General features: G+C 36.3%; 20 protein-coding genes. 9 read left to right on the forward strand and 11 right to left on the reverse strand.

Going from position 1 to position 22,442, the window contains the following annotated elements; all coding sequences use genetic code 11:
• From argB to AABL85_RS01710, 4 genes are all read left to right on the forward strand, one after another.
• Entirely contained in the window at window positions 1-780 is a 780-nt protein-coding gene (argB, locus tag AABL85_RS01695; protein WP_341308918.1) for an acetylglutamate kinase, read from the forward strand.
• Window positions 781-823: 43 nt separating this feature from the next.
• Window positions 824-1,882, forward strand: a complete 1,059-nt coding sequence (locus tag AABL85_RS01700) for a M20 family metallo-hydrolase (RefSeq protein ID WP_286415181.1) — start codon at window positions 824-826, stop codon at window positions 1,880-1,882.
• A 3-nt stretch (window positions 1,883-1,885) separates the two neighbouring features.
• Window positions 1,886-3,217: an argininosuccinate lyase gene (argH, locus tag AABL85_RS01705; RefSeq protein WP_341308919.1), complete on the forward strand. Its 1,332-nt coding sequence runs from the start codon at window positions 1,886-1,888 to the stop codon at window positions 3,215-3,217.
• Between the two features lie 820 nt (window positions 3,218-4,037).
• Window positions 4,038-4,496, forward strand: coding sequence for a hypothetical protein (locus tag AABL85_RS01710; RefSeq protein ID WP_341308920.1), 459 nt, complete (start codon window positions 4,038-4,040; stop codon window positions 4,494-4,496).
• A gap of 171 nt (window positions 4,497-4,667) precedes the next feature.
• Here AABL85_RS01710 and AABL85_RS01715 read toward each other — a convergent pair whose 3' ends face one another.
• The gene (locus AABL85_RS01715; protein WP_341308921.1) at window positions 4,668-5,720 is read right to left on the reverse strand and encodes a ferredoxin--NADP reductase; all 1,053 of its coding nucleotides are present in this window, start codon (window positions 5,718-5,720) and stop codon (window positions 4,668-4,670) included.
• Window positions 5,721-6,017: 297 nt separating this feature from the next.
• Between AABL85_RS01715 and AABL85_RS01720 the strand changes: the two genes are divergently transcribed.
• Window positions 6,018-8,504, forward strand: a complete 2,487-nt coding sequence (locus tag AABL85_RS01720; RefSeq protein WP_341308922.1) for a DUF5686 and carboxypeptidase regulatory-like domain-containing protein — start codon at window positions 6,018-6,020, stop codon at window positions 8,502-8,504.
• 136 nt (window positions 8,505-8,640) lie between these two features.
• On the opposite strand, the gene pheS is transcribed toward AABL85_RS01720, so the two are convergent.
• Window positions 8,641-9,657 (reverse strand): phenylalanine--tRNA ligase subunit alpha, encoded by a 1,017-nt coding sequence (gene pheS, locus AABL85_RS01725; RefSeq protein ID WP_286415190.1) that lies wholly within the window; start codon window positions 9,655-9,657, stop codon window positions 8,641-8,643.
• An 86-nt stretch (window positions 9,658-9,743) separates the two neighbouring features.
• Complete coding sequence (locus tag AABL85_RS01730) at window positions 9,744-10,100, reverse strand: hypothetical protein (protein WP_006258004.1); 357 nt, start codon at window positions 10,098-10,100, stop codon at window positions 9,744-9,746.
• A gap of 95 nt (window positions 10,101-10,195) precedes the next feature.
• Here AABL85_RS01730 and AABL85_RS01735 point away from each other — a divergent pair, with 95 nt between their 5' ends.
• The gene (locus AABL85_RS01735) at window positions 10,196-10,738 is read left to right on the forward strand and encodes a CvpA family protein (protein ID WP_341308923.1); all 543 of its coding nucleotides are present in this window, start codon (window positions 10,196-10,198) and stop codon (window positions 10,736-10,738) included.
• On the opposite strand, the gene AABL85_RS01740 is transcribed toward AABL85_RS01735, so the two are convergent.
• From AABL85_RS01740 to AABL85_RS01775, 8 genes are all read right to left on the reverse strand, one after another.
• Window positions 10,735-11,493 (reverse strand): tetratricopeptide repeat protein, encoded by a 759-nt coding sequence (locus AABL85_RS01740; protein WP_341308924.1) that lies wholly within the window; start codon window positions 11,491-11,493, stop codon window positions 10,735-10,737. The two genes, AABL85_RS01735 and AABL85_RS01740, sit on opposite strands and share 4 nt — an antisense overlap.
• 6 nt (window positions 11,494-11,499) lie before the next feature.
• Complete coding sequence (locus AABL85_RS01745) at window positions 11,500-13,260, reverse strand: BatD family protein (protein ID WP_341308925.1); 1,761 nt, start codon at window positions 13,258-13,260, stop codon at window positions 11,500-11,502.
• Between the two features lie 6 nt (window positions 13,261-13,266).
• Window positions 13,267-14,142, reverse strand: coding sequence for a tetratricopeptide repeat protein (locus AABL85_RS01750; RefSeq protein ID WP_341308941.1), 876 nt, complete (start codon window positions 14,140-14,142; stop codon window positions 13,267-13,269).
• Between the two features lies 1 nt (window position 14,143).
• Window positions 14,144-15,175 carry a VWA domain-containing protein gene (locus AABL85_RS01755; protein WP_286415200.1) on the reverse strand — a complete coding sequence of 344 codons (1,032 nt, stop codon included), beginning with the start codon at window positions 15,173-15,175 and terminating at the stop codon, window positions 14,144-14,146.
• A 6-nt stretch (window positions 15,176-15,181) separates the two neighbouring features.
• Window positions 15,182-16,186, reverse strand: a complete 1,005-nt coding sequence (locus tag AABL85_RS01760) for a vWA domain-containing protein (protein ID WP_286415202.1) — start codon at window positions 16,184-16,186, stop codon at window positions 15,182-15,184.
• Window positions 16,187-16,188: 2 nt separating this feature from the next.
• Window positions 16,189-17,811: a BatD family protein gene (locus AABL85_RS01765; RefSeq protein WP_341308926.1), complete on the reverse strand. Its 1,623-nt coding sequence runs from the start codon at window positions 17,809-17,811 to the stop codon at window positions 16,189-16,191.
• A 5-nt stretch (window positions 17,812-17,816) separates the two neighbouring features.
• Window positions 17,817-18,680, reverse strand: a complete 864-nt coding sequence (locus AABL85_RS01770) for a DUF58 domain-containing protein (protein ID WP_006258012.1) — start codon at window positions 18,678-18,680, stop codon at window positions 17,817-17,819.
• Window positions 18,681-18,772: 92 nt separating this feature from the next.
• Window positions 18,773-19,777 carry an AAA family ATPase gene (locus tag AABL85_RS01775; protein WP_006258013.1) on the reverse strand — a complete coding sequence of 335 codons (1,005 nt, stop codon included), beginning with the start codon at window positions 19,775-19,777 and terminating at the stop codon, window positions 18,773-18,775.
• 169 nt (window positions 19,778-19,946) lie between these two features.
• Between AABL85_RS01775 and AABL85_RS01780 the strand changes: the two genes are divergently transcribed.
• The 3 genes from AABL85_RS01780 to AABL85_RS01790 are packed head-to-tail and all read left to right on the forward strand — an operon-like array spanning window position 19,947 to window position 22,426.
• Window positions 19,947-21,095 (forward strand): DUF5929 domain-containing protein, encoded by a 1,149-nt coding sequence (locus AABL85_RS01780; RefSeq protein ID WP_341308927.1) that lies wholly within the window; start codon window positions 19,947-19,949, stop codon window positions 21,093-21,095.
• A complete protein-coding gene (locus tag AABL85_RS01785; RefSeq protein ID WP_341308928.1) occupies window positions 21,088-21,828 on the forward strand; it encodes a metallophosphoesterase family protein in 741 nt (246 codons plus the stop codon). The genes AABL85_RS01780 and AABL85_RS01785 overlap by 8 nt, the downstream gene beginning before the upstream one ends.
• Before the next feature lie 40 nt (window positions 21,829-21,868).
• A complete protein-coding gene (locus AABL85_RS01790) occupies window positions 21,869-22,426 on the forward strand; it encodes a DUF3575 domain-containing protein (RefSeq protein WP_006258016.1) in 558 nt (185 codons plus the stop codon).
• Window positions 22,427-22,442: the final 16 nt, after the last annotated feature.

Raw genomic sequence — 22,442 nt, forward strand, 5'->3', positions numbered from 1 at the left:
ATGCAAAGCCTTACAGTTATTAAGATAGGAGGTAATATCGTCGATGACGAGTCTGCGTTAAACGCTTTTTTAGACATCTATGCTCGTATAGAAGGCCCTAAGGTCTTAGTACACGGTGGAGGTAAATTAGCTACGCGTATGGCTACTCAGTTAGGGATAGAAACTCAGATGGTCAATGGGCGTCGTATCACTAATGAAGCGATGTTACCTATAGCTGTAATGGTGTATGCAGGTTTGATAAACAAACAAATCACAGCACAACTTCAAGCGAGAGGTTGTGATGCGATGGGAATCTCAGGAGCAGACGCTAAGCTGATACAGAGTCATAAACGCCCTACCGAGCCGATAGACTACGGCTATGTCGGGGACTTTGAGGCAAGTGATGTGAATGTGGTTCGATTACAACAATTGTTAGAGATAGGGATTAGTCCTGTATTCTCTGCGATTACGGCTGATAAGGAAGGCCAACTACTAAACACCAATGCAGATACTATTGCCTCTAATATAGCAGTTGCTCTCGCTACTAAGTATAAAGTAGCCTTAGTCTATTGCTTTGAACGCAAAGGGGTATTGCAGGACATTAACGATGAGAACTCTGTGATCACTACCATTGATCAAGAGAACTTTACACAACTAAAACAACAAGGGGTGATAGCTGATGGTATGTTGCCAAAGATAGAGAACGCTTTGGCGGCTGTCAACCAAGGAGTAGATAAGGTATGTATCAAGAAAGCAGAGGATCTATTAGATATAAAAGCTGGTACTACGATTCAACTTTAATAGAATATAACAAGACAACGACCCATAACTATATAAAACCACAATGAAAGACAACTTATCACAACAGGCAATAGCTTTATTAGAAAGCCTTATAGCATCACCATCTTTTAGTAAAGAAGAGCACTTGACTTCTGATCTAATAGCCAATTTTTTAGAGTCTCATGGAGTAGCTATTCACCGAGAGCTTTTTAATGTATGGGCGTTTAATAAGCATTATGATCCGAGTAAGCCTACGATCTTATTGAACTCTCACCACGATACTGTGAGACCAAATAAAGACTATACTCGTGACCCTTTTAAGCCTGAGATTATAGATGGCAAGTTGTTCGGATTGGGGAGTAATGATGCTGGAGGGTGCTTGGTCTCTTTAATCGCTACATTTCTACACTTCTATGAGAAAGAGGGGATGAAGTATAACTTCTGTATCGCTGCTACGGCAGAAGAAGAGATATCGGGTAATGATGGCTTAGAATTTGTAATACCTAAATTGGGAGAACTAGAATTCGCTATCGTAGGAGAACCTACACAAATGCACTTAGCTGTAGCAGAACGAGGACTAATGGTACTCGACTGTGTAGCTCATGGGCGCTCAGGACATGCAGCGCGTAATGAAGGTGACAATGCGATATTTAAAGCGATAAAAGATATAGAGTGGTTTAATACCTATCAGTTCCCTAAGGTATCTGAAGAGTTTGGACCGATCAAGATGAGTGTGACAATGATCAATGCGGGTACACAGCATAATGTGGTGCCTTCTACTTGTGACTTTGTAGTAGATGTACGTGTGACAGATGCTTATACAAACGAAGAAGTATTAGAGATAGTGAGACAGCATGTGGACTGTGAGGTCAATGCGCGTTCTACTCGATTAAAGCCTTCGTCTATAGCTAAAGATCACCCTATCGTACAGGCGGGTATAGCCTTGGGTAGAGAGACGTATGGCTCACCTACGACGAGTGACCAAGCCTTGTTAAGTATTCCATCGCTTAAGTGTGGACCTGGCGACTCTGCTCGCTCGCATACAGCAGACGAATTCGTCTATGTAAAGGAGATAGAAGAGGGAATAGCCTTGTATATAGAGATGTTAACGCAAATCGTGTAGCAAATGAAATTATGGCAAAAGAATACCACTGTAGATAGTAATGTAGATACTTTCACAGTAGGACAAGATAGAGTGTTAGATATGAACCTGGCGGCATTTGACGTTATGGGGTCATTAGCACATACACAGATGTTAGAAAGTATAGGATTACTGGAGGCTGAGGACTTAGTAGTAATTCAAAAAGAATTAAAACAGATATACCAAGAGATATTAGCTGGTCAATTCGAGATAGAAGATGATGTAGAAGATATACACTCTCAAGTAGAGTTATTATTGACCAGAAGAATAGGTGAGGCTGGTAAGAAGATACATTCAGGACGTTCAAGAAACGACCAAGTATTAGTAGACCTTAAACTTTATTTTCGCCATGAGATAGAGGAGATCGTGACTAAGACGAAGGAGGTATTTGATACTCTACAGCAATTGAGCAATCAGTATAAAGATGTTTTACTGCCTGGCTATACGCATTTACAAATTGCAATGCCTTCGTCATTTGGCTTGTGGTTTGGGGCGTATGCAGAGAGCCTTGTAGACGATTTAGAAATGATGCTGGCTGCGTGGAAGGTGACGAATAAGAATCCTTTGGGATCAGCTGCAGGTTATGGCTCATCATTTCCACTAAACAGACAGATGACTACAGACCTATTAGGCTTTCAGTCTATGAACTATAATGTAGTCTATGCACAGATGGGCAGAGGGAAGACGGAGCGTATCTTAGCACAAGGGTTAAGCGCTATTGCAGCTACTTTAGCTAAGTTCGCGATGGATGGATGCTTGTATATGAGTCAGAACATGGGCTTTATCAAATTCCCAGATCATTTGACTACAGGTTCGAGCATTATGCCACATAAGAAGAATCCAGACGTTTTAGAGCTTATTCGTTCAAGATGTAATAAGATACAAGCCTTGCCTAACGAAATAGCCTTAATGACTACTAATTTGCCTTCTGGGTACCACAGAGATCTTCAGTTATTAAAAGAGAACTTGTTCCCAGCTTTCACTTCATTGAAAGAGTGTTTAGATATTCTGAAATTGATGTTGGACAATATAGAGGTGAATAAAGATATATTAAGCGATCCGAAATACGACTATTTGTTTAGCGTTGAGGTAGTGAATGATTATGTGCTAAAGGGGATGCCTTTTAGAGAAGCATATAAAGAGATAGGGCTGTCGATAGAGGCAGGTACTTATCAACCGTCAAAAGAGGTAAACCATACACACGAAGGTAGTGTAGGTAACCTGATGAATGAAGCAATCAAAGGAGAGTTTGACCGTGTGTACACGTCATTCAACTTTGACCAAGTAAATGAGAAACTAGTAAGTTTAGTGTTGTGATAGATTGAAAGAGGCTTTTCCACGCGGTGGGAGAGCCTCTTGCTATTTATTAACATCAGATATAGTTAGTTATGTTATCTGTAATTCTTAGAGAGTTGTATAGAGTGTAATGCTTCATGCAACTCTTTTTTATTGTGATGTTTTAATGTGTTTTATATCTCGGCACGGATTACAAATCCGCGCCAACGACACTGCAAATCCGCGCCAACGACACTGCAAATCCGCGCCAATGACACTGCAAATCCGCATCAACGACATACAGTATGTATTATAGACAGGGTGAACTGTCTGTGTTATATCGATCGCGTGGATTTGCAATCCGTGCGTTGTTTTTAAAGTATTAGTATATCAGTATTGTGTTTTATATCTCGGCACGGATTTTAAATCCGCGCCAACGACATTGCAAATCCACGCCAACTAGGTTGCAAATCTGCACCAAAGAAAAAGAATTAATATTCCAAGTTTAATAAAGTATTATAAGAATATATCTGCTTTTGCTATAATATGGAGATAACGCTCTAAAATGGTTTTATTGGCTTAGTTTGGTTATATGTTTTTATTATAAAACATTGTAAATTAACTGTTTGCAGTAGATTGGTTTACTTTTGTTCGGGAAATGTTCGGATATAGCCCCATATTCATTGGGAAAACAGCCTTTTTTCTGAACCATACTCAAGTTGTATTCGAAGGATCTATTATTAGTGTTTATATCATAATAGAGATAGACTGTTTAAGAAAATGAGGTTAAATAGTTGTAATAAGTAATAATGGGATTAAGAGTTAAATGACGTATTTATATTTATTGTGAGGGTTATTATTCTTGTCGTGTAGTAATGTAGAAGTTAGAGAAAAAGCTATTCTTCGCATAGAGACTATCCTAGGTATAAGTGTAGAGGATGAATATGAGGTGATGGCTGAGCATGAGCTTATAGCTATAGGAGATGGTCATTATACATTCACATTTAAGCTAAGTGAAAGGGATTATGACAAGGTGTATAATTCTGCTATAAAGATCTTCGATAAGGGGGCGTTTAGTGATATACTAGGCGAGGAGAATAAGCTTTATTATTCTGTAATAAACGATACTATTTTCAGGGCTGAATATCAGTATTGTGTTTTATATCTTGGCACGGATTACAAATCCGCGCCAACGACACTGCAAATCCGCGCCAATGACACTGCAAATCTGCGTCAACGACATACAGTATGTATTATAGACAGGGTGAACTGTCTGTGTTATATCGATCGCGCGGATTTGCAATCTATGCGTTGTTTTTAAAGTATTAAATGTGCTTTTATTACCTTTTTTTATGGGGGTGGTCGGCTTAAAAGTTCTAAAAATAACCTATCACTAGCCAATCATATAGTATGCAATAGGCTATCACCTCGGTGTATTATCGCAAAAAAAAGCTCTCCACTGTGGGAGAGCTTAGATTATAGCGTATATCTATTATATATCGTCGTAGTCTATATAGATTTCGTCTGATGTCACGATAGCTTGGCATGATAGGATAAGTCCGTCTGCTATCTCATCATCTGTAAGGATACTGTTCTTCTTCATCACAGCAGATCCTTTAACGATCTTACACATACATGAGCTACAGATACCTCCCTGACATGAGTATGGAGCATCTATACCTGCTTTAAGTACACCGTTTAGTAATACTTCACTCTTCGGCATCTCGAAAGTAGCTTCTTCGTCATCTACTAGCGCAGTCACCTTAGTAGTACCTCCTTCTGCCTGTACAGGATTTATACCATCTGTGTTAGGAGTGAAGATCTCAAAAGCGATTTTGTCTTTAGCAACTCCTCTATCTTGTAGAGTAGCACTTACAGTATCGATCATATCTTCTGGACCACATAAGAAGAAACGAGCGAACTCTTTTTCTTTGTGTTTGTTGTTTACAACGAAGTTGATCGCTGCTTTATCTATACGTCCGAAGATAGAATCGTTCTCTCTAATACGTGAGTAAACGAAGTGGATGAATAGGCGCTCTGCGTATTGTTCTTGTAGTTTGTATAATTCGTCATGGAAGATAGTCTCTTCCGCATTTTTATTACCGTATAATAGTACGAACTTGCTGTTAGGCTCTTGCTCTAATACTGTTTTTAGTATAGACATCACAGGAGTGATACCACTACCTGCTGCAAAGGCTGCATAGTTATTCGCTACTGAATCATTTGGCTCAAAAGTGAATCTTCCTTCTGGATTCTCTACTTCTAGTTGGTCACCAGCTTTCAGTGTTTCGTTTGCAAAAGTAGAGAACACTCCGTGTTCTACTTTTTTTACTGCTACACGTACTTCTCCACTAGTAGGAGTAGAGCAGATAGAGTAAGCTCTACGAATCTCTTTCCCTTCGTGTTGGTATTTAATATTAAGATATTGACCTGCTGTGAATGCAAATTCCTCTTTTAGGTTGGCAGGAATATCAAATGCTATTGATACTGCATTAGGAGTCTCTCTGCGAACTTCTTTTACAGTTAATAGGTTGAATCTTGACATAGGTAGTTTAGTTTGAACTGACAAAAATACAAAAGAGAATGAGTTAAAGGTGTATTTAATGTTATAATGACTAATTCTTTTACAGTTAATTAACGCTTTAGAACTTTCTCTACTTAGTTATTGTCTTATTCTGTGAGAGGATATAGTGGTATGAAGTCAATGAATATGAAGGTTAGCGATGTGATGAGGTATGAAGTCTGTATGAGGTGTTCTGCTATTTAGTATAATATCGTGGTCAAGGTGTAACAACGCAATAAATACAATGTCTAATAGTTACTATTAAATAAAACCTAACCAATGAAACAATTTGTTACACTTTTTATGCTTCTGTTTGGTTTGACTGTATTCGGCCAACTAAAGGGAAGTATAAAAGACTCAGAGGGTAATCCCATTAGTTATACTACGGTGTATCTAGAAAAAAGCCAACAGAATACAATAAGTAATGAACAGGGACTATATGAGTTAAGCTTACCTCAGAAGGGAGAGTACACAGTCGTATATCAATTCTTAGGCTATAAGACGCTGCGAAAGAATATTACTTATACTGGTGCTGTCCAAGAGGTAAATGTAGTACTAGAGTCTGAAGACTTTATACTAGAAGATATCGTAATCACAGCAGGTAAGAATCCTGCAGATGATCTGATCCGTCTAGCGATAAAGAACAAGCAGAAGAATACAGAAGGAATGTCTGCTTTCACTGCAGATTTTTATTCTAAGGGGATGCTGAAGACGCTGAAGATGTCTAAGTTTTTTCAAAAGAAAGTACAGGTGAATGGCAGTGGATTATCTGGTATGGATTCACTAGGTAGAGGGATAGTGTATCTGTCAGAGACAGTGTCTAGCCTAAAGTATCAAAAACCACATAAACTAAAGGAACATATCATCGCATCTAAGGTGAGTGGGAGTAATAGTGGATATAGCTTTAATACTGCGGATGAGTCCTTCTATGACTTCTATGATAATCATATCGTGATCGGAGATATGGATACTAAACTAATCTCTCCGATAGCAGATGCAGCGTTCTCATACTATAAATATACGCTAGAGGCTACCTTCAGAGATCAAGGGGTATTGATTAATAAAATCAAGGTAACGCCTAAGTCATCAGTTCAGCCTGTGTTCTCAGGTGATCTATACTTAGTAGATGGGATAGGGGCTATCTATGGTATAGATTTAAAGGTAACAGGGATAAGTGTACAGCAGCCATTGATAGAGGAGATCAATGTGAGTCAGAACTTTAGTTATAATGAGGATAATAAGAGCTGGGTGAAGCGCTCGCAGAACCTTGACTTAGTCTTTGGAGCATTAGGAGTACGGATACAAGCGGTGTTCTTAAGTGTGTTTAACAACTATAATTTCACACCTAATTTCACTAGAGCGAGCTTTGATAAAGAGATTTTATCCTTTGCGAAGGATGTGAATAAGAAAGGGGATGATTTCTGGAAAGAGAATAGATTATTTGCTTTGTCAGAAGAAGAGTTGAATGATTATCGCGTGAAGGATAGTATAAGATTAGTGAAAGAGTCTCCTGCATATAAAGATAGTATTCGCAAGAAACACAATAGATTTAAAATAGGTGATGTGTTCGGTGGGTATAACTATAGAGGAGAAGATAATAAGTATAGTATCGGCTACACAGGGTTAATAGGAATGGATAAACCTGGGTTTAATACTGTGCAGGGGTTCAATATGAATACAGCTGTGTATGGTTCTATCTACGATAAGGATAAGATAGGGTATACTTATGGTAGAGCTAGTTTTGACTACGGGTTTGCCTCTGATAGGCTGAGAGTGTATGGAAAGCTATTGCGCCAGTTTAGGGGAGCATCTAAGTCAGCAGTATATATAGAAGGAGGGAGTAAGATAGAACAGTATAATAAGGAGAATATACCAGAACTACTGAATACTGCATTCTCCCTATTAATGAGAAAGAACTATGCGAAGTATTATAATCACAATGATGTGTATGTGGGGTATTACGGTCAGTTCTTCAATGAAGCTCTAAAGGTACACAGTGCGATAGGGTATGAGGATAGAAGTCCGCTGTATAATAATGCGAATGGCTCATTCTATAAGGGTAGTAGAGCCTATACTTCTAATGACCCACTAGCTCCTCTAGATATAAACAGTAGCCCGATTACGAATCATCATCTATACAAGTTTAGGGTAGGTACTACGCTATCCTTAGGGATGAACTATGTAAGCTATCCTACTAAGCGTATCTATATGCACAATCCTAACTATCCTCTGATAGAGGTGAACTATGAAAAGGGATTCAGTGGCAGTGAGAAAGGATTAGAGTATGATAAGCTAGAAGCTAGATTTAGCCAAGGACTAACGGTGAGCAATAAAGGGAGATTTGAGTATAATGTATTAATGGGTAAATATTTTGGTGCTGATAATATCTCTTATGTGGATAGAAAACACTTCACAGGTAACGAGACTCATCTAAACATCACGAATGATAGACTGACTTCGTTTAATTTATTACCATATTATGCTCTGAGTACGAATAAGTCTTATGTAGAGAGTCATTTTGAGTATGATTTTAAGGGATTCTTGATTAATAAGGTTCCATTGCTAAGAGAGACAGGATGGAATGTAGTATTAGGGTACCACAATGCGATGGTAAGCGATATAAAGCCATATCACGAGTTTACAGCAGGTCTGTCTAACTTCGGATTTGGTAAGATTAATTTCTTCCGTATAGACTATGTACGCTCTTATCAAGGAGGGGCGTTTGCTAGAGATGGTATTATGATAGGAGTGAAGAAGAGCTTCTAGTTAATCATCCACTATTGTTAGATATAGATAGCCCTTATGATGCATATTGTGATTATAAGGGTCTATATGTATAAGAATATAAAAAAACACCTCATCTAGATCAGATGAGGTGTTTTTAATATATATCGTTTTCTTATTAGAAGTTCGATTTAAATTGTTCTAAGAAACGTACATCGTTCTCAAAGAACATACGGATATCTCCGATTTGGTATAATAGCATAGCAATACGCTCTATCCCCATACCAAAGGCAAAACCACTGTACTCAGTAGGGTCGATATTACAGTTCTTAAGAACGTTAGGGTCAACCATACCACATCCCATGATCTCTAACCACCCTGTACCTTTAGTAATACGGTAGTCTGTCTCAGTCTTTAATCCCCAATAGATATCTACCTCAGCACTAGGCTCAGTAAATGGGAAGTATGATGGACGTAATCTAATCTTAGATTTACCAAACATCTCTTTAGTGAAGTATAACAAAGTCTGTTTTAAGTCAGCAAAAGAAACATCTTTATCAATGTAAAGACCTTCTACTTGGTGGAATATACAGTGTGAGCGAGATGATATAGCTTCGTTTCTAAATACACGCCCTGGAGATATAGTTCTCAGAGGTGGTGTATTCTTCTCCATATAACGAGTCTGTACAGATGAAGTATGTGTACGTAATAGTTGTTCTGGATTCGTCTGAACGAAGAATGTATCTTGCATATCACGAGCTGGGTGATACTCTGGGAAGTTCAACGCAGAGAAGTTATGCCAATCATCTTCAATCTCTGGACCTTCAGAGATGTTAAAACCAATGTTATTAAAGATATCAACGATTTGGTTCTTAACAATTGAGATAGGGTGTCTAGACCCGATCTCTAGAGGGTAACCTGGACGTGTTAAGTCTCCATAAAGACCTTGCACATCTTTAGATTCTAGTTCATCTTGAATAGATTTTACTTTATTCTCGACAGTGCTTTTTAATAGATTGATAGCTTGACCAAACTCTTTTTTCTGCTCATTAGGCACCGTTTTAAAGTGTGCAAATAAGTCGTTTAAAATTCCTTTTTTAGATAAGAATTTAATTCTAAATGTTTCAAGCGTCTCTTTATTATCGGTGTTAAAGTGTTCCGCTTCACCGATGTATTCTTTTATTTTATCTATCATCTTAAGTAAAGTAAAAAGCAAATTTACTGCTTTTCAATTAGACATAAAATTATAAACAGCTATAATTTTTATAATTGTTTCTTATGTTAGTCAATAAACTTACTTTCTAAGAAGTAATTGACTATCGCTTCTTTCATTAAAACCGATTGTTCACCAGCTTTAAGGCTAGGTAGGTTTTCTTTTACATTATAGTGTGGCCATCCGTCCTGGTCAAAGTGATCAAACTCGTAATAACCATAAGGCTCTAACAGACGACAGATAGCAATATGCATTAAGTTCACTTTGTCGTCTTTTTTATATCTCTTTTTGATTTTACCTAGTTCTTGTACTCCGATTAAATATATGATAGCTTCTAAGTCTAGTGTCTCTCCGTCTCCGAATCGGTCAGATACTTTCTGAACGACAGCGTCCCATCTAGCTTTTAATTGTTCGTCTCTTGCCATATTGTTAGTTGTAATGGTGACAAATATACTACAGTTCTGCTCTATTGTAATTAATAGAATTGTAATATCTTCGCACAGAATATATTTGAGTATTTATGTTTTTAGATATTATATGCCTTATCGCCGTTATTTTTGCTATTATAAAAGGAGCTAGAGATGGTTTTTTTATTTCGGTAGTTTCTTTTCTATCTCTATTTATCGGAATAATAGGAGCATTGAAATTCTCAAATATTATTAAAGAATTTCTGATGAATTCTCTAGGATGGGAATCACCTTCTATTCCTTTACTCGCTTTTGTATTGGCTTTTGTGCTGGCAGTATTAGCCGCACGATTCATTGCTCAGTTAGCAACTAAGTTTGTACAAGCGGTATTCTTAGGACTGTTTAACAGACTCTTTGGGGCTGTATTTCAGATCTTGATCGTGATCTTAGTAGGAAGTATCTTTCTCTCTATATTCGATGAGGTTAACTCGATATTTAAGTTCGTCAGTCATGAGACATTAATGAACTCAACTAGTTATAAAATATATGTATCTCTGTCTGAGTCATTATTACCTAGCTTATATGACTTAGTTAAATCTCTGTTCTCTAAGAGTATTGATATGATACAAGATATAAAAGAACCGGAAACGATCTAGATATACTTAATCGTATTCTCTTCTATCCATCCTTCTTGTTGATCATCTAGTTTCACTCTGATCCACAATGCTTTTTTCTCTAAGATATACACTTTAGTACCCTCGTGTAGTTCTTTTAGTGTACGAGAGGTGTTCTTCGCGTCTTCTTTAAGGTTTACCTTTTCAGTAAATAAGATAGCAGCTGTAGTCTTAGAAGCGTACTTCTGCTCAAAAGTAGCAGCGTATACGCTACCTCCTATCACTAGGATAGAAACAAGCATCAATACAAAGCTAATACGCTTAATAGTACTGCTGTGATTCAGATAATATACCACAAAACACAATAGTACGACAAAGGCCATTACTGTAGCTAGTGTAGCCCATTGGTCAACGGATAGCTTCCCTAACGTCTGGTGAAGTATGTCTTCGTTATCATACTGCTTCACTATCGTAATATCGTCTATAAGCTCTTTGCGCGCATAGTTTAGATTAGTCTCTGTAGCAGTGTCACTAGGATTAAGCTTTAAGGCCTTCTCATAGTAGTAAACAGCATTGACATAATCACGTGTCTTATAATAAGCATTCGCTAGATTAAAGAATACTTCTGGTGAAGAAGTTTCTTGTTTCTCTATGGCTTTAAAGGCTGTGATCGCTTCGCTATATTTTTCTTTTTGATACAAGGCATTCCCCTTGTCAAATTGATGTTTCCAAGAATCCGTTTGTGCCCATGTATGAAAGCTCAAAACAAATATAAAAAGAGTGATGATGTGTTTCATGTTGGTCTATTTGAATTGTTTTTCTAATTCAGAGATTACTGTAATTGCATTGTCATAGTCCTTATTGATATTAACTTGATCAGTCGGAGCGTAGCGTGCCCATTCACAAGCGTTCTTAATATCCATAAAGTTCTTAATAGCTTCTTCAGTAATATTTCTATCCGTTAGAATCTCTGTAATGTTTTCATTGCTCATTTCACTAGTCACCATGTCTAACTTCGCTTTTAGGAAATTGTGTAGACAGCGCTCTAGTGCTTCATAGAACAATTCTTTGTTATTGATGTTTTTCTTCGCTTCTCCTAAGTATTTTCTAGCTAGTTTATTGTTGTTTCTCAATCGGATACCATCAGTGTCTGATGCATATCTACGACGCTGTATCACGACAAGTAAGAATAACGGTATAGCTGCGAATGGTAGTACTGTAAGGACGTAGAATAACGTAGTGTCCCAATATGTGCTAGTAGAAGCTTCTACTACTGTAGGTGTAGCTTTATTCGGTTGGAACAATTCGCTCTTATCTACTACGTCTGTGTCTTTTGCCTCTGTATTAGTTGGTAGGGTAGGTCCCTCTAGTACATTAATCGCTAAACTGTCAATGTGAATAGTCTTATACTTCTTAGTACTTAAGTCAAAGTATGAGAATTCCATAGGATCAATCATATAATCCCCTTTATACTGAGGGATAATGATGTAATCGTTCACTCTGCTACCTTGCATACCGTGTACTCCAGAAGTAATCTTATCTGAACTAGTAGGGTCATACATCTCTAGAGCAGAGTGTGCTGTAGGGGTAGGTATAGTCAATAAATTCAAGTTACCCTTACCTGCAACTTCAACTTTTAGGTTTAGTTGTTCACCTGATTTAAGGCTTGTCTTAGTTGGAGTTACTTTAAATGTAAATGTCCCAACACCTCCAGAGAAGTTGTCAGGCTTACCTGCTTCTGGAAGGTCTTTTGCCTTGATAGTTACTCTACCTGTACTGTATTCTTTCTCCATATACCCAAACTCTGGATATCCAAAGAAATCACGTCTACCTGTAGGAACTTCTGCTTGTATCATTAACTCAAGAGGATCTATACTAAGATTACCTGCTTCTTGAGCCATTAATACATCTTGTTTTAATACAATGTAGTTATAATCTGTCCCTTTATACTTACCTAGCTTCACTTCAGGTCGTCTAGGGATGTCTACATTGTGCACCCAGAACTTCTCATAAGTAGGTATTTTTCTTCCTGTATATCCTGCGATATTGGTATTGAAGTACAGTTTATACGTTATCGTTACAGGTTCGTTTATATAAGGATTCTGATTCGTCACCTCAGCGACTAGATGTATTTCATCTAGAGCTTTCTGCTGTACTTGATTATATTGCTGTCTAGGGTCTTGCTTTGCTACAGCATCAGATACTGTGATGGTAATCGGTTTGGTTTTATAGACCTGTCCTTCTATTTCTATAGATGCTGAACCTATAGATAGAGTTCCTTTCTTCTTCGGTTGTAAGAAGTAAGAATAGGTTTTATTAAAAGATTTTTTACCATTTACCCAAGAGTAACTAACAGATTGGTTAGGACCTCCAACTACAGTGAAATTGTCAAAACGAGGAGGAGAGAAGTTATCTCCATCTTGGTTCATAGCAAAGTCAACGCGAACATTGTCGTTAAGCGGTATGTTATCTCTACTTACTGTTGCTTCAAAGCTGATTTGAGCTAAGATTGCTTGAGTGCAAATCAGAGCGAATAATAATATGTAGTAACGCAGTGTTTTCATTGTATTCTACCAGTCTTTTTTTCTTTGTTCATTTTGTCCAGCAGGTTGTCCTTTCTCTGGTTTACCACCTTTAGGACCTCTATTAATGAGTCTCTGCTGTACATCTTTTTCATTTTTATTCATCGCATCTAATATTCGATCCATCTGATCTTGATTAGGCGTTTTAGGGTTATTCTGTTTAGGTTGATCTTTCTTGTCTTGATCTCCTTTATCGTCTTTATCTTTATCATTCTGACCATCTTTGTTCTTGTCATCCTGATCGCCTTTATCATTTTGATCTTGATCTTTCTTGTCTTGGTCTCCTTTATCCCCTTTGTCTTTATTATCTTTATTTTGGTCTTGATCTTTGTTGTCCTTGTTTTGGTCTTTATTCTGATCCTGATTATCCTTATTCTGATCTTTGTTTTGATCTTGATTATCCTTGTTGTCTTGATTGTCTTGAGGATTCTCTTTGTTCATTTTCTTCGCTACAGCATAGTTGTAACGAGTCTCATCATCTTTAGGATTGTTTAATAAGGCCTTTTTATAAGCTTGTTCTGCTGCTTGATAATTCTTCGATTTCATATAAGCATTCCCCAAGTTATGATAGGCTTGGTGCTTAGCTTCTTTGGTTGTTGCTTTTTGTATCGCTCTAAGGTAGGCAGCTTCTGCTTCTTTGGTTAATTGCTGTTTGTATAAAGAATTTCCTAAGTTATAATCAGCTACAGACTTACTGTCTTTAGAATTAGCTATTCTATAAGAAGATTCTGCATGAGTATAATGTTTGTTCTCGAATACTTCATTACCTGTACTCAGCGCTCTACCAGCAGACTGTGCAAATGAGTAAGCAGTAAACAATAAAAATATCGTGATGTAGAATGAGTTTTTCATAATTAATCGCATGCTATTCTTTTTCATTGAACAAATTAAGTTTCTTCATCCAGATAGTCTTTCTTTCTAGTATGAATAAATCGATAAAGATCAGTAAGAAAGCAAATCCTAAGAACCACTGATATTGAGATTGGTACTCTGCGATTTGTTGATCTTCAAAATCTGTTTTTTCTATTTTGCTAAGGTCGTTTTTAATAAGGTCTACTATCTCTTGTGTATTCGAACCGTAATAATACTTTCCTCCAGTAGCATCAGCTATATATTTAAGCGTAGATGGATTGAGCTTGGTAGTAACGATCTCATTGTTCCAATCTCTTTTATATTCTACGCCTTTAGGTGTCTTAATAGGGATAGGTCCTCCTGCCTCTGTTCCTACACCGATGGTGATAATCTTTACTTTCTTTTCTTTTGCTATTTTGATGGCATTTTCCATTTCTTCTCCGTGGTCTTCTCCATCAGAGATAAGGATCATAACTTTGCTTGTATTGGGATTGTCATAGAAATTAGAAGCTACATAGATAGCATCCTCAAATGCTGTACCTTGTGAAGAGACCATATCTGTGTTCATCGTCTGAAGATACATCTTAGCAACATAATGATCTGTAGTGATAGGTAACATCGGGAATGCTGTACCTGCATATCCTACTATACCAATTCTATCTGGTCCTAGATTATTGATAATCTGAGAGACTAGTTGTTTCATCTTTGCCAATCTATCAGGAGCCATATCTTGTGCTAGCATACTCTTAGATACATCTAGTGTGAATACGATATCAACACCTTGTCTTTTGACAGTAACTACCTTTGTTCCTATCTTAGGATTGATTAAAGCGATTACAATAGATATTAGAGCTACTAGATAAATAGAAGCCTTAATGATTGGTTTATTCTTAGATTGATTAGGTGCCAAAGTTTTAATTGCTTTAGCTGTAGCAAATGATTGTTGCTTCTTTCTCTTCCACAAGATATCCCCAATAAAGATTAAGATCAATATTGCTATGATTGAAAATAGAAAAAGATATTGTTTATTGTCTAACTCCCACATAATCTATTATATGAATCCTCTGAATAATGTTTTTTGTAATGTGAAATCAATACACAATAGAATAAAAGCAAGTAACACTAAGAATTGAAACTTGTCATCAGATTTAACGAACTTCTGTTCGTCAATCTTCGTTTTTTCTAATTGATTGATTTCTTCATAAATTGCTTTAAGCTTACTAGTATCTGTTGCTCTAAAGTACTTTCCTCCTGTTGTCTTAGCAATAGACTTCATAAGCTCTTCATCTAGTTCTACTGGTATTTTCTCATATACTATTTCACCGTTCTCTCTTATTCCTACTGGAGACTCTGCTAATCCATTAGTACCGATACCAATAGTATATACTTTAATATTGTACTCTTTAGAGATCTCGGCAGCTAATGTAGGGTCTACTGTACCTGTATTATTGACACCATCTGTAAGAAGTATGATAATCTTACTTTTGGCAGGGCTGTCTTTTAATCTGTTTACTGATGTGGCTAAACCTACACCTATAGCAGTACCATCTCTTAGTACATTGTCATATTTTATACTCTTAAGATCATTTAGTATAAGTAATTTATCACTTGTCACGGGGGTCTTAGTATATGCCTCAGCAGCATAAATAACTAATCCTATACGATCTGTCACACGCTGTGATACGAAGTCTGCAGCTACAGTCTTTAGTGCTTCTAAACGGTTTGGTTTTAGATCTCGTGCTAACATACTCCCTGATACGTCCATAGCCATCACGATATCGATACCATGAGTAGAGTGTATCTGTGAATCTACATTCACGATTTGAGGTCTAGCCATACCTACTATAATGGCACTAAGAGCGAGTACTCGTAAGATAATAGAAATAGGCAATAACTTTACTAATAGTGAAGTATGCTCTTGTACACCTTGTATAGTGCTTAGCTTGACAGTAGCACGCTGTTTCTTTCTGTTTTTATACCATACAAATAGAACTATTGGTAATAGTATAAATAACCAGAAGAACTCAGGATTGGCAAAAGTTATATTCTGTATCATTGTTATTTCTCCTCTTTTTTATACTGTATTGAATCAAACATACGTTCTACTAGCTTAGGAGCTATCTCATCTTCTGCTAGATAGAATATCCATACTTGATCTTTGTTAGCACCATTGTCTGTTAATACTCCTTCGAACATTACTTTCTCTTCTACTTGATTAGTTGGGTTTTTGAATGCAAACTCACCATAAACAAGTGTTCCAAGAATACCATTTGCATTCTCAAAGCGTTCATCTTTATACTCTAAGTTTTCTATTTTATTGTTTTGTGTCAGCAATGAAATAGAATAAGTAATCAATTCCTTATCAGTATATTTATATTCCTTAGTGGTAACTACATTATTTAATACAATGTGAATAGGGTCTTCTAGTACACCATATTTAAATTGATTAAGTGATGATATACCATCTGGTTTTCCTTCTTGCAATAAAGGTTCATTCTTACGGATTAGAACTTCAGGAGTTGAGATAGTCAGTCCTGGAGCAGTACCATATGTACTAGTAATCCATTCTTTGTTCATCAGTTTCTTCGTATTGTTGAATGTAAACCAATGATAGTCTTCTTTAGCAGAAGTATTGATAATATACACTATCCCGGTCACAACAACTAAGAAAGCTGTGATAGCTGTAGGGATCCATATACGTATTCTTTTCTTTTTCTTTTTACTTTCCTCTCTTCTTCTGATTAACTCTGTTTGTGTTGCAGCAGAGATAGGATAAGCTGTATTAATACTGTCTATGACATTCTGTATTTTAGAAGTATCTGCTGTTATTTCGCCTTCAGTAGGTTGAGATTTAGCGAACTTAACTAAGTCTGCGGACTCTAGAACTCGTTTTAATTCTTTAATTACCACAGGATCTAGTTTTACCTTCTTATCATTTAAAGTTGCTTTAAGAATAGTGATAATTTCGAAAGTCGTCAATTCTTTTGCTGAGATTCCAAAAGTATCTTCTATAAACCCTCTAGTAATAATACTCATATCAGAATAGTATGGTTTAGCATCACCTCTATTCCAGTTTTTCTTCTCTTCTAATTTCTTAAGCTTTTTAACTGCCTTCTCATAAGGAGTTTTGTACTTATCATCCTCCGTAAGGTTCTTCTCTTGTTGTCTTTTGATATAGATATAGATACCTATCCCTGCTAGTACAGCGATGAAGATAAACAATAGATAGTACCAATCTGTAGAGAAAGAAGCACCTTCTTTAGAGATTGACTTTATCTCATAAAGAGGTTGTTTTAATGTATCTACTGCTACATCTTGTACATGTATCTGTATAGAGTCTGTGTGAAATAGCTTAGCATCTACAATAACAGGTACAGCAGGAATACTAAAATCACCAGCATCAAACTGAGTCAGGTGATACTTTTTAATTAACTCCTGTGTATTATCATTCTTAATCGTATCAATAGGGAATGATTCTACTACATCAAAGTTCCCTATTTGTTCTGTTGCAGGGAATGTAATTAAACTTCCTGTGTTAGAATGGGCCTTTATGGTGTATAGAAAGGTGTCTCCTATTTTTATAGCAGTAGTATCTACTTGTGTTTCTATTCTATTTTGGGCTAGAGTAGAGAAAGTAGCAACTAAAAAAATAATAGCGATATATAGAAAATTAGATTTCATTGTCCTTATCTCGATTTAAAGTATCCTAGTAATTTTTTGACATAACTATCATTCACTTCAATATTGATAGTTCCTGCTCCGCATTTTTGAAATACTTTGGTAAAGTTTTCTTCTTGCTTGTGGAAGTGAGAAGCATAGGCTTTTCTCACGCTAGCATCAGAAGTATTGATTAGCTGTTCTGTATGAGTCTCTGCATCGAATACATTAATAAGACCTACATTAGGCAGCTCTTTTTCTCTTTTATCATAGATTCTTATGCCTGTAATATCGTGTTTTTTTGCCGATATTCTCAAAGTCTGTTCAAAAGAGTGTGTAATGAAGTCTGATAGTACAAAAACAATAGCTTTCTTCTTGACTACCTTCGAAAGATACTCAAGAGCAAAGCCTACATCTGTCTTTAGACTTTTAGGTTTGAAGTCGATAAGTTCTCTAATGATTCTCAGTACATGTGTTTTTCCCTTTTTAGGAGGAATGAATAACTCTATCTGATCAGAGAACAGTATTAGACCTATTTTATCATTGTTCTGAGTAGCAGAGAAGGCAAGTGTCGCAGCTATTTCGAGTACAATATCCTCTTTGAACTGATCAGTAGACCCGAATGCTTCCGAACCACTTACATCTACTAAGAGCATCATTGTTAGCTCACGCTCTTCTTCAAATACCTTGATATAAGGTTCATTATAACGTGCAGTGACATTCCAGTCTATAGCCCTTACATCATCGCCAAACTGATATTGACGCACTTCTGAAAAGGTCATACCTTTCCCTTTAAAAGAAGTGTGATACTCTCCCGAAAAAATATGGTCACTTAATCGTTTTGTTTTTATTTCGATCTTCTTGACTTTCTTTAAGATATCTTTGGTTTCCATGACTATACAGCTTTCAAATTAACAAAATCATCAAAACCTATCTACACTTAACTATAAATAGGTTTTGTATATTAAAAGTTATCCTTGTTCTACTAAGGAACTTCTATTTCATTTACGATTTGGTTAATAATATCTACAGAAGTAATATTCTCAGCCTCTGCTTCATAAGTAACCCCGATTCTATGGCGTAATACATCTATTACTACTGCCCTTACATCTTCTGGAATTACATATCCTCTCTTTTTGATAAACGCATAACATTTAGCCGCTAGAGCTAAGTTGATACTTCCACGAGGAGATGCACCGAAGCTAATCATAGGTTTTAACTTCTCTAATTTAAATTGTTCTGGATAACGAGTAGCGAAGATAATATCTAAGATATACTTCTCTATTTTTTCATCCATATATACTTTCTTAACAGCCTCTTGAGCTCGTTGTATTTGTTCTAGAGTTACTACAGCATTAACTTGAGGTTTCTCACCAGCTAAGTTTTGACGGATAACAAGTCTTTCATCCTCTAATTTAGGATAATCTATAACTGTCTTAAGCATAAAACGGTCCATCTGTGCTTCTGGTAGAGGGTAAGTACCTTCTTGCTCCACTGGGTTTTGAGTAGCCATAACTAAGAACGGCTTGTCTAGTTTGAAAGTGTCATCACTGATAGTAACTTGTTTCTCTTGCATTGCTTCTAGTAATGCAGACTGTACCTTAGCAGGAGCACGGTTAATCTCATCCGCTAGAATGAAGTTAGCGAATATAGGTCCCTTTCTGATCGAAAAGTCATTTTCTTTTACGTTATAGATCATTGTACCGATAACGTCTGCTGGCAATAAGTCAGGCGTAAACTGGATACGGTTAAATGTTCCATGTACTGCTTTAGATAAAGTATTAATGGCTAAAGTTTTTGCTAATCCAGGTACTCCTTCTAATAAAATATGCCCCTGTCCTAACAAACCAATTAAAAGTCTATCGATCATATGTTTCTGACCAACAATAACTTTATTCATCTCCATGGTTAGGATATCGATAAATGCACTCTCTCTTTCTATTAATTCGTTTAATTCACGGATATCATAATTAGATCCTGTTGTGTCCATATCTATAGTTTTTTTTCTAAAGTAATATACTTTTCTGATTCTTACCGCAAATTCAAAAAATATTCTCTATTAAGTTGTTAATGTATGGTTAAATATAACAAAGGAGTTTCTGATTTAGGTCTGAATTGTGAGTTTCTTTTTATAATTTTAAGAACAAAACAAGAATGTTGTGATTAATAAGCGATTACTTATTAAAAATTTACTAGCGCATTATGATGAGAATAGCTTTTATGATAAGAAGAGGCAACTCAATCTGCACAGTAAATCGGGCAAAGCTAAGTTTTTAAAACATATCTGTGCTTTAGCGAATTCAAATCCAGACAATAGCTCCTATTTATTAGTAGGGATAGAAGATGAAGATAACGAAATAGTAGGTGTAGACTTCTATGATGACAGTAAGATTCAGAATTTAGTCAACGCTTATTTAGACAATCCTCCGCTTATTACCTATGATAATGTGGCTTTTAATGACTTACCCAAAGATAGGGTAGTAGGACTTGTATCTATTCAATCGGGTATCGGACTAACGACGTTTAAGCGATCTATCAGTGAGATAGCAGAAGGAAGTTATTTTGTAAGAATAGGCAGTACCTCTGTTCCTGATGCAGTAGTACCTCGTAGCACGAATAGGGAAATAGTAAAAAGCATAGAGAAGAACTCTCAGAATGATCTAGCGAGTATCTTAGATAGTGTTATCACCTTTATGACAGATACGCATCGAGATATGAAGCCGAGGTATAATGTTTTTAGAGAACAATTTATCATCTGTTGGGCAGGTAATAAAAAGATGGTTAGGGGGATGCCTTTTTATTCTAGAGTAGATATAGAGTTTGTCAATGAGCAGATTAAGTTGTTTTATTCAGATCTAGACTCCGTCACGATTGCGTATAATGGGCATAAGTTTGTGATAACGGAGTATCTAAATCTAGGGTTGAATGATAAGACGAGTTATTACCCATTCGAAGAAGTGATGATTTCTTTCTCAGAGAACGGGACTTATTCTATGACTAACACAGTCTTATTTAAAGCACCATCCTATAATAGGAATATCCTTGGACATATCTACGGATCTAGTCTTAATGTTATTTATAAACTTCAGAACAACCTTAAACTTACTTCTAAGGAAGAACGTGTCTTAGGTAAACTATGCTTTAATATGATGCTGTGCTACCTAAACGGTTTTGAAGATGCTAAAGATGAACTAATCTCCGTTAAAGATTATCTAAAATATTCGAATGACCCTCAGCTCTTTATAGCCTTTAAGGAAGTAATGCGTATCTTGCGTAAACTGAAATATGAAACAGAAATAGATGAGTAGAACACTAGTTATAGGAGATATACACGGAGGTTATAAAGCGTTATTACAAGTGATGGAACGCGCAAAAGTAACCCCTTCAGATAAATTAATTTTTTTAGGAGACTATGTAGATGGGTGGAGTGAATCTGAGAAGGTAGTAGAATATTTATTAGCTTTAAAAGATACACATAATTGTACTTTCTTACGAGGTAACCATGAGACGCTTTTAGTGAATTGGTTAGAAACAGGTAAGGAGAATAAATTATGGGAAGGCAATGGAGGCGATGCTTCTATTAAATCCTATTCATTAGATAATATCACAAAAGAAATGAGAGAGAAACATCTCCATTTTTTTAGAAACTTACAGAACTATTATATCGATGAGAGCAATAGACTATTTGTTCATGCAGGCTTTACCAATTTAAGAGGAGTGAAGGACGAGTATATTGAAGAAGGTCTTTATTGGGATAGAACGTTATGGGAGATGGTATTATCTATGGATACAACGATCAGTAAGGAAGATATTCGATATCCGAAGAGATTGTTGCATTATCATGAAATCTTTATAGGGCATACTCCTGTTACTAATTATGGTTTTAAGTATCCTATGAACTTTGCCAATGTATGGAATATAGATACTGGAGCAGCATTCTTAGGAAGTATTTCTATTCTAGATATAGAGACGAAGGAGTATTGGCAGAGCGATGTAGTCGCTGAGCTATATCCAGAAGAGGAGGGAAGGAACCATAAATAAAAAACACTTTTATTATATTTGTCACACACAATCTTGTTATATGAAGAAAATATATTTAGTACTATTACTCTTAGTAGGTACAGTAGGAGCTAGAGCACAGGCTGTTAATGAAGTAAAAGTGAATGTGTTTAATACACTAGCACTAGCATCAGTAGAAATCGGGTATGAGCACTTTATCGGGCATAACCAGTCGATAGGAGCTAATTTTAATATTAACGACCGTTTTTCTTACCACAAAGAAAAAGGAGGGAAGAACCAAAAGTTTAATACCAACAGTTTAGTTGTTAACTATAACTACTATTTTGGGTCAGGGAATGATGCACATGGCAGTGGTTATGTAGTATCTCCTTTCTTAAAATATCGCTTTGGAGATTTTAAAGAGAACCTATGGTCAGAAGCAGCAGATACATCTATCAGAACTAAAGTAGATATGAATAGCTTCATCTTTGGAGTAGGCTTCGGGTATAAGTGGGCTTTAGGGGACTCATTCACGATTCATCCTTTTGCAGATATTGCGAGAAACTTCAGTAGTGAAGTGAATGACAGATTCTCTGCTATTGAGTTTAATGCAGGGATTAACTTAGGATATAGATTCTAAATACTTAGATAATAGA

Source organism: Myroides odoratimimus (assembly GCF_038039805.1).
GTDB classification, from domain to species: Bacteria; Bacteroidota; Bacteroidia; order Flavobacteriales; family Flavobacteriaceae; genus Flavobacterium; species Flavobacterium odoratimimum_B.

Coding starts and splice junctions, on each gene's coding strand:
- argB (WP_341308918.1), top strand. CDS start 1: ATGCAAAGCCTTACAGTTATTAAGATAGGAGGTAATATCGTCGATGAC.
- AABL85_RS01700 (WP_286415181.1), top strand. CDS start 824: ATGAAAGACAACTTATCACAACAGGCAATAGCTTTATTAGAAAGCCTT.
- argH (WP_341308919.1), top strand. CDS start 1,886: ATGAAATTATGGCAAAAGAATACCACTGTAGATAGTAATGTAGATACT.
- AABL85_RS01715 (WP_341308921.1), bottom strand. CDS start 5,720: ATGTCAAGATTCAACCTATTAACTGTAAAAGAAGTTCGCAGAGAGACT.
- AABL85_RS01720 (WP_341308922.1), top strand. CDS start 6,018: ATGAAACAATTTGTTACACTTTTTATGCTTCTGTTTGGTTTGACTGTA.
- pheS (WP_286415190.1), bottom strand. CDS start 9,657: ATGATAGATAAAATAAAAGAATACATCGGTGAAGCGGAACACTTTAAC.
- AABL85_RS01730 (WP_006258004.1), bottom strand. CDS start 10,100: ATGGCAAGAGACGAACAATTAAAAGCTAGATGGGACGCTGTCGTTCAG.
- AABL85_RS01735 (WP_341308923.1), top strand. CDS start 10,196: ATGTTTTTAGATATTATATGCCTTATCGCCGTTATTTTTGCTATTATA.
- AABL85_RS01740 (WP_341308924.1), bottom strand. CDS start 11,493: ATGAAACACATCATCACTCTTTTTATATTTGTTTTGAGCTTTCATACA.
- AABL85_RS01745 (WP_341308925.1), bottom strand. CDS start 13,260: ATGAAAACACTGCGTTACTACATATTATTATTCGCTCTGATTTGCACT.
- AABL85_RS01750 (WP_341308941.1), bottom strand. CDS start 14,142: ATGCGATTAATTATGAAAAACTCATTCTACATCACGATATTTTTATTG.
- AABL85_RS01755 (WP_286415200.1), bottom strand. CDS start 15,175: ATGTGGGAGTTAGACAATAAACAATATCTTTTTCTATTTTCAATCATA.
- AABL85_RS01760 (WP_286415202.1), bottom strand. CDS start 16,186: ATGATACAGAATATAACTTTTGCCAATCCTGAGTTCTTCTGGTTATTT.
- AABL85_RS01765 (WP_341308926.1), bottom strand. CDS start 17,811: ATGAAATCTAATTTTCTATATATCGCTATTATTTTTTTAGTTGCTACT.
- AABL85_RS01770 (WP_006258012.1), bottom strand. CDS start 18,680: ATGGAAACCAAAGATATCTTAAAGAAAGTCAAGAAGATCGAAATAAAA.
- AABL85_RS01775 (WP_006258013.1), bottom strand. CDS start 19,777: ATGGACACAACAGGATCTAATTATGATATCCGTGAATTAAACGAATTA.
- AABL85_RS01785 (WP_341308928.1), top strand. CDS start 21,088: ATGAGTAGAACACTAGTTATAGGAGATATACACGGAGGTTATAAAGCG.
- AABL85_RS01790 (WP_006258016.1), top strand. CDS start 21,869: ATGAAGAAAATATATTTAGTACTATTACTCTTAGTAGGTACAGTAGGA.